We start from the raw sequence: 6662 nt of genomic DNA, 5'->3' as shown, positions 1-6662 counted from the left end.
AACCTGTAAATAAATTGAATTACTTTCAATTTTTAACTATCTATAAGGTGTGTCAACTAACTAGTGTTTATAAAATATTGAGAATACGCGAGTATTTGGAAGAAAAATTAACTTTATTGAGGGAGTGGATATTATGCTCACCCTTGAAGAGTACATTGCCAAAAGAAAAAAAGAAGATAGTATTAATGAATTTGATTTGGATGCCAGAAATGAAAATATGCAGATATCGGTAAACTACGTTTTGGAATTCTTCAATCAATATTTAGATGAATTGAATATTGAATCGGATACGGTATTAAATATTGAGCGACTACAAAAGTATAGAAAACAATTACGTAAATATGAACCTGACATTCAAGATTGGTTAGTAAACATATACAATGAGTATGATAAACAACTTCAACGTTCAATTATTAGTCTTTTAAAGAAAGAGGAGCTATTTTTGTTGTGTCATACGGACAATGAGTTTAGGGAATTATCGTATGATTGTTATGCAGGGCTTTTAAAAAAGAATCCTTTTCTAAAAGGGCAAACTGAAATGTTATATAGATTTATAAAGGACTATCATCAAATAGCAAGTCTGCCTGATACTGATATTAATTCTGTTTATATTGCAGAAGAAATAAATGAGTGGGTAGAGAAAACATGGTTAAATTATCAGGTGAATTTGTTTGAATTCGCTTCTAATTGGGTGAGTCGCTTTTTCAATAATGAAGATAAATGGCCCATAAAACATCGAATAAAAAGCGATGAGACCTGGATGAAGTATGATTATGATATTAAGCAAAAGTCTAATCTTTTTAATATCAATCTTTTTTATAAAAAGGTATCTAATAAACCATTCCTTCGAGGTAAGAAACAGTTCCTTGAAATATTATTGATGTATTCTTGGATTAATGAGATTGATGATTCACAGGCAGATTATTGGGAAGAGTATTTGACAAAGGTACTATAGTTTTAGGTGGTGAGTTAGGATGAGAAATACAAGGGACTTTATAGCAAAAGAAAGACCGGATTTGGTTGAAGAATGGCACACAAATGAAAACAAGGATAATACACCAAATAATATAAGGACTGGTTCTGACAAACTTATTACCTGGCTTTGTAAAGAGTGTGGGCATGTTTGGTCAAGCCAAGCTAAAAGTAGAGCTATTAAGAATACTGGTTGCCCGAAATGTCACGAACGATATAATGTTGGATTTCCTGAACTGGCTATCTATTATTATATCAAACAAATATTTCAAGATGCAGAGCTAAACCCCAATATTGAGGGTTTAGGTAAGTATAAATCGGTTGATGTCCTGATTAAATCTCTTAATACCATAATTGAATACGACGGTGGACATACTCATCGAGACAAATTTGAGATGGATCATGATAAAAGCCGTTTAATAATTGGAACTGGCTATGACCTGATACGTGTAAGAGATAATGGATTAGCTCCGTTAAAAATTGAAGGAGTTCAGGAATATCTATATGAACGTTCTACGCATAAAACAGTTGGTAAGATGATTCAAGAAGTGTTAGATATGATCGATAATACATATTTAGGATACACCAAAGAAATTAATAGAATAAAAGAAATGGTAAATGTTGATGTTGATAACATGGCGATACTTGCCCAAATTCCACCGATTGAAGAAAAAGATAGTTTAGCCGATTTGTTTCCAGATATAAGCAAAATGTGGGATGAAAGTAGAAATTACGGTTTGTTGCCAATAAATTTTAAAGCATATTCTAATCATAAGGCTTGGTTTATTTGCGACAAGGGACATCCATCATTGGTTCAAATTAATAGTAAGGCAAATGGTCATGGCTGTAAAGTATGCAAAGGACAAGTTGCAACAGAAGAATATAACCTTGAATTATTATTCCCTGAAATAGCAAAAGAATGGAACCATGATTTGAATAAAGGGACTCCAGATATGTACTTGCCATTTTCAAACGAGGTAAAAATTTATTGGGATTGTCCTAAGTGTAAGTCAACTTACGATAAGATGATCAATGAGCGAACGGGTGGTAGAGAGAACTGTCCATATTGTGCAGGAAAGCGAGTAAATGAAACCAATTGTCTTTCTACTACACATCCACAGCTTGTGAAAGAATGGGATTATGATAGAAATGGAGAGTTAACACCTGAAAGAATAACAAAGGGTTCGCATGATAAAGTTTATTGGATCTGTGATAAAGGGCATAGCTATCCGGCTTACGTATATAGGAGAGCGGGAAAAAATGGTACAGGTTGTAAAACCTGCTATGAATTGTATGGTCGTCGATCTGCCAGAAAAGTAAAGAGGGAAAATTCATTAGCGGTTAAAAAGCCAGAACTTGCAAAGCAATGGCATCCCACTAAGAATGATAAAAGTCCTTATGAGGTGGGGGTTTCAGCAAGAATTGAATACTGGTGGTTTTGTGAGAAATGTGGGCATGAATGGGAAGCGAGTCCAAATAGTAGAAGAAGTCTTAAATGCAAGTCTTGTAAATAAGAAGTGATTCAATTAAATATTACTTAAATCTCTTTGAGAGGTTCTAGTAACTAGGGGAAATAGAATGGAAAAAAGATATTCTTTAAATGCTGAAACATTCAATTTCATCATAAAGTTTGAAGCAGAAGTACCAGAAGGGAAAGAGTATTCCAATCAGGAATTAGTAGAATTATTTAGGCAGTCTACGTTTCATAAACCTATCTTTGATACGTATAAGATGTCTAATGCAATGAACAAGTCTCTGTGGTATACAGTGAAATGAAGTGGAAAATGGGCATTAATTAAAAAGTGTGTATATAGAAAAATAGCTGAATGGAGTTAGTTTAATAAAGCCTCAGATACTACCTGAGGCTTTTTATAGTTTAATTCCTTGTTATACTAAATCCCCCGTTAGTAGAGTGAAAACTTACTTTTTTGTAGATTCTTCGAACATATCCTTGAAGTATTGGAATACATACCTATTGTAAACTTCTTCCAATTTTTCCATAAGTATTGAGCCGTTGGGGAGTGCTGTCCATGCAAAATTAGTTTCTTCTTCTAGTGCTTTCTTCATGGATAACAGTACTTCTTTTTCAAATGATAAATTCTCTATTGTTGGATTAGATAATGCAGATGTGATGAATTTATATACCTTGTTATCTCTATCCGGAGCATCCAGAAGGTTAATTACTTCGCATCCTAATGCTACTAATGCACCTTGTTTTACGATTTCCATCTGTCTTTGATACCATTCCATCTCTTTGTCAGTAGTAGCAAAGAAAAATCTCTCATATTCAAAATGTTCAAAATCGACATCATGACCGAAACCACCATAATTTTTAGTCATATCATAGTACATCCACTGTACTTTGCCGAATTCTATTTGAAACTCCCTGTAGTTATCAGCCTGTAATATAAAATAATCTTGATTCACACGTTCACCCCTTTATACTTATATATTCCTATAACAAAAATATACCATAATAAGAATACTGAAAAGAAAAAATAGCAAACATAAGACCATTCCTTTTTAGTTTGGAGAGGTTTTAGTTAATGCCAAACCACTTTACTTCCTTTACAAACTCACGGTTCTGCAGCGTAAACGTGTCCACCATTTTTACCCCAAACTATCATTGCATTTTTACTTGGCATTTCATAATCACCTTTTGCATTTCTATATATTCCAACATTGTAATCCATACGTACTCTTTCTTTATTATCAGTACCGGATACTCGTTGTCCTTTTCCTCCAAACCTTTTAACAAAATCTTCAGCACTTTTTTTTGTTCCGTAAAAACTACTCCTCTTTGCATCATAATTGTGAGAACCTTTAATATGCTTAGTTTGATTTCCTTCGTTTAATTTTCTAGGAAACGATCTAGTACCTATATATACAGAGGCTCCGCCACAGCCGTTATCACAGCCTGTCCCGGGCTTTAGTGAATTGATTCCTATTTCCGAAATTTCTTGGGAAGAATCAATTGGGTTAAATAACTGTTGAGCAAAACCATCTGATGTTGGGAAAACTAATGATGCAATTATTGCAATTACAAATGATACAAACATAATTTTTTTCATTTTACGACCTCTCCTTATCCCTGATTTACTTACATATTTTACAAAATATTTAATATATGTAAAATAATGACGAATATTCCCAAAAATATCAATGGATATTATTGCCTATTAATTCGTGTTTTATTGATAAAAATATACAAATTTAGACATGAGTATTTAGGAGTCTTTTAGTTTTTAAGCGTTACACCTTTTGCTGCATAATTCTATTGTCTTATAACCTGAACATATGAAACAGAAAAAAGCAATTATAAAATTGAATGTTGGCTTAGTCGTAGGATTTTAAAGAAAGCACGGAGTACTGGAATACTTAAACGAAAGGGCACTGACCCATACCTTTAGCAAAACCGGCCTCCACCCCTTGGAAAGGCATGACGAAGGAATGAAAGGGCAAAGACCCGTTGAGACATGGGAGGGATAGCCTCCAGGGGCGGCGTGGAGATGTACATTATATGGTAAAATATGGAGAATAATACGACTCCTTTATTTCACTATGCCTTTACGAAGCCAAAAGGGTCAATAGTATTTCAATTATTGAGTCAACCTACACTCTGGGGTCATGAAATCCTGCGAATAAGTGAGCATTCGAGAGGAAATCGTATCAAACTGAGGGAGTTGAATAAAAGGACTTTTGAATTGATCTCATCAAAAAAATGGCTACTCCATTTTGAGTAGCCAAGAAAGTAAAAAACTTTTATATATTTAGTTTTGTCACTATTTCATCTTCCTCTTCATCAATACCTATCTCTTTAAAACCAAATTTAGCATAAAGATGTCTGGCTATCTTGTTTTCTGGTGCATAGGAAATATAAACTGCCTTTGCTTCTCCCTGTGGGAATGTTTGAATGTATTCTTGAGCCTTTTTGATTGCTTTGGTTCCGAATCCTCTGTTTTGATACTTCTTATCAATCATAAAACGTAGGATGCCGTAAGCCTCTTCATCCCCATATTCGTTTTCTTCCGCAGTATCATGATACATCATAATGAATCCAATCATCGTATCATAATTATAGATTGCAAACGTCATGGCTGGTAGTTCATCGTTCAATAGAGCAACGTACGATTGAGCAAGACTATAAACATTTGATGACAGGAAACCCTTTTGTTCGTCTGTTAACTGTAAACTTATGCACTCATCAAAATTATCCCAAGTAATTTTTCGAAATTCGATCATCATGTACCTCCTGTATAATTTGTTTTGTTTATATGTGTAAAAACAAAACAACAGGGGGACCACGTGAGTAGTATCAAAATTATTTAACGTTAAACACCATAATATCTTCCTCCTCTAATATATAGTGAATTATACTAATTCCAGTACCATTAGTCAAATTATTCAAAAAATTTAAAACCTCAATTATCAAAGTTGTTTTTCTTAAAGATATTTTAGATAGCATATTAAACGTTTATAATTAACGGGTGCAATAGTGAAACAAGCATGATCCAATTGTGATCGCCTTTTTCTATCGCTAAAATTCTAATTTTATTTTTGGAATATTATGTTATTATTTAAACAACAGTATTAAGCTATCGGGGCAGCATAGTTGTGCGAAATGTTCCTAGTTTAAATGGAGGATGGTAACATTTCTCTGGTAAAGGCTAGGCAATTCCTTCTGGAATTGAAGGATTATATCGAAGAATCAAATGAAGAGGTAACGCTCAGAAGGGTTCTCTCTAAGTCGATTAGCACTTGATTTAGTAAGAATAATAGTGTTATAAGCTCGGTGAAAAGGCGTGAGAATTTACCGTAACAGTGAACTTTAGCTGACGAAAGCCTACCCGACGGGGTGGTGTAAATCATGATGCTTGAGTTAAATGAATATGGTGAGTATGCAAATAAACCTAAAAGAAAAAGGTTAAGCTGACAAACTTCTGAATGTACGGGTCTAGACCTGCAATACACAGAAATGTGTATATCACCAAATTGTGAGGTTAGATGTGGGTGAGTAAGACTAACTAATATGAAAATCCATGATACGTTATAGGCGTATGAACGCTAACAGGCTTACAGGAAGCACCTAAGTTCATTCTAAAATAGATATAATTCAACGTTGTAAGCTGATACCGTGGAGGGCTTACTCTCAATGAAACGGTGGCAAGGAAAACAATAATGACAATAGTTATTGTATAACTTCCCTTCATATCAGTGAAAGTGGTGGCACAGTACCAATGAAATGTCTAATCCACATGGAGGGATAGCCACTAGACTAATGAAGAATCATTCAACCATGTAAGGCAGATCTTTATCGGTTAATAAGGTTCTCGTGAGACTAAAAGAGGTTAACTCCGAAAGGGGTTACCGACTTATTGAAACGGAAGAAACTGAGACATAATGAGTATTATAATTTACAAGAGTGTTTCGACACTCTCTATACTCGTAGTGTCAATGGTGAAAACTTTTATGGATTAATAGAATTGATGAGCTCTGATGAAAACATACGTCTTGCCTATCGTAATATCAAAAGAAATACAGGAAGTAAAACGGCAGGAACAGAGTAAGCCCGAACTAAGAAATTTTATAATAGAAGCAACTAAAATTAAAAACAGAAACGCCAAATAACCGTGAATCTGAGATGTTTTAAACAGATTTACGGTTATTTTATTTTTTTGCACATGTTGCTT

The 6662-nt window shown here is 34.0% G+C and carries 6 protein-coding genes and 1 pseudogene; 4 read left to right on the top strand and 3 right to left on the bottom strand.

Annotated features, from left to right (window positions below; all coding sequences use genetic code 11):
• The first annotated feature begins 133 nt into the window (after positions 1-133).
• The 3 genes from AAIB49_RS19025 to AAIB49_RS19015 all read left to right on the top strand — a co-directional run bounded on the left by AAIB49_RS19025 (position 134) and on the right by AAIB49_RS19015 (position 2748).
• Positions 134-955, top strand: coding sequence for a hypothetical protein (locus tag AAIB49_RS19025; RefSeq protein WP_343458958.1), 822 nt, complete (start codon positions 134-136; stop codon positions 953-955).
• Positions 956-974: 19 nt separating this feature from the next.
• Positions 975-2486, top strand: coding sequence for a zinc-ribbon domain-containing protein (locus AAIB49_RS19020; protein WP_343458957.1), 1512 nt, complete (start codon positions 975-977; stop codon positions 2484-2486).
• A 64-nt stretch (positions 2487-2550) separates the two neighbouring features.
• Positions 2551-2748: a hypothetical protein gene (locus tag AAIB49_RS19015; RefSeq protein ID WP_343458956.1), complete on the top strand. Its 198-nt coding sequence runs from the start codon at positions 2551-2553 to the stop codon at positions 2746-2748.
• 144 nt (positions 2749-2892) lie between these two features.
• Here the strand turns inward: AAIB49_RS19015 and AAIB49_RS19010 are convergent, their stop codons facing one another.
• The 3 genes from AAIB49_RS19010 to AAIB49_RS19000 all read right to left on the bottom strand — a co-directional run bounded on the left by AAIB49_RS19010 (position 2893) and on the right by AAIB49_RS19000 (position 5214).
• Positions 2893-3399, bottom strand: coding sequence for a hypothetical protein (locus AAIB49_RS19010; RefSeq protein ID WP_343458955.1), 507 nt, complete (start codon positions 3397-3399; stop codon positions 2893-2895).
• 149 nt (positions 3400-3548) lie between these two features.
• On the bottom strand, positions 3549-4043 hold the full coding sequence (locus tag AAIB49_RS19005; protein WP_343458954.1) for a polymorphic toxin type 50 domain-containing protein: 495 nt from the start codon (positions 4041-4043) through the stop codon (positions 3549-3551).
• 691 nt (positions 4044-4734) lie between these two features.
• Entirely contained in the window at positions 4735-5214 is a 480-nt protein-coding gene (locus AAIB49_RS19000) for a GNAT family N-acetyltransferase (RefSeq protein WP_343458953.1), read from the bottom strand.
• A gap of 1133 nt (positions 5215-6347) precedes the next feature.
• On the opposite strand from AAIB49_RS19000, the pseudogene AAIB49_RS18995 reads away from it, so the two are divergent.
• A pseudogene (locus tag AAIB49_RS18995) lies at positions 6348-6536 on the top strand (group II intron reverse transcriptase/maturase); the annotation flags it as partial.
• Between the last annotated feature and the right edge of the window lie 126 nt (positions 6537-6662).

This window comes from Ornithinibacillus proteolyticus (genome assembly GCF_039581225.1).
Classification (GTDB): domain Bacteria; phylum Bacillota; class Bacilli; order Bacillales; family Amphibacillaceae; genus Ornithinibacillus; species Ornithinibacillus massiliensis.
The sequence above is the reverse complement of the archived record's forward strand: the minus strand, read 5'-3'. Positions and strand labels throughout refer to the sequence as shown.

What these genes read in the sequence shown, in the direction of transcription:
- AAIB49_RS19025 (WP_343458958.1), top strand. Translation starts at nt 134, where the DNA reads ATGCTCACCCTTGAAGAGTACATTGCCAAAAGAAAAAAAGAAGATAGT.
- AAIB49_RS19020 (WP_343458957.1), top strand. Translation starts at nt 975, where the DNA reads ATGAGAAATACAAGGGACTTTATAGCAAAAGAAAGACCGGATTTGGTT.
- AAIB49_RS19015 (WP_343458956.1), top strand. Translation starts at nt 2,551, where the DNA reads ATGGAAAAAAGATATTCTTTAAATGCTGAAACATTCAATTTCATCATA.
- AAIB49_RS19005 (WP_343458954.1), bottom strand. Translation starts at nt 4,043, where the DNA reads ATGAAAAAAATTATGTTTGTATCATTTGTAATTGCAATAATTGCATCA.
- AAIB49_RS19000 (WP_343458953.1), bottom strand. Translation starts at nt 5,214, where the DNA reads ATGATCGAATTTCGAAAAATTACTTGGGATAATTTTGATGAGTGCATA.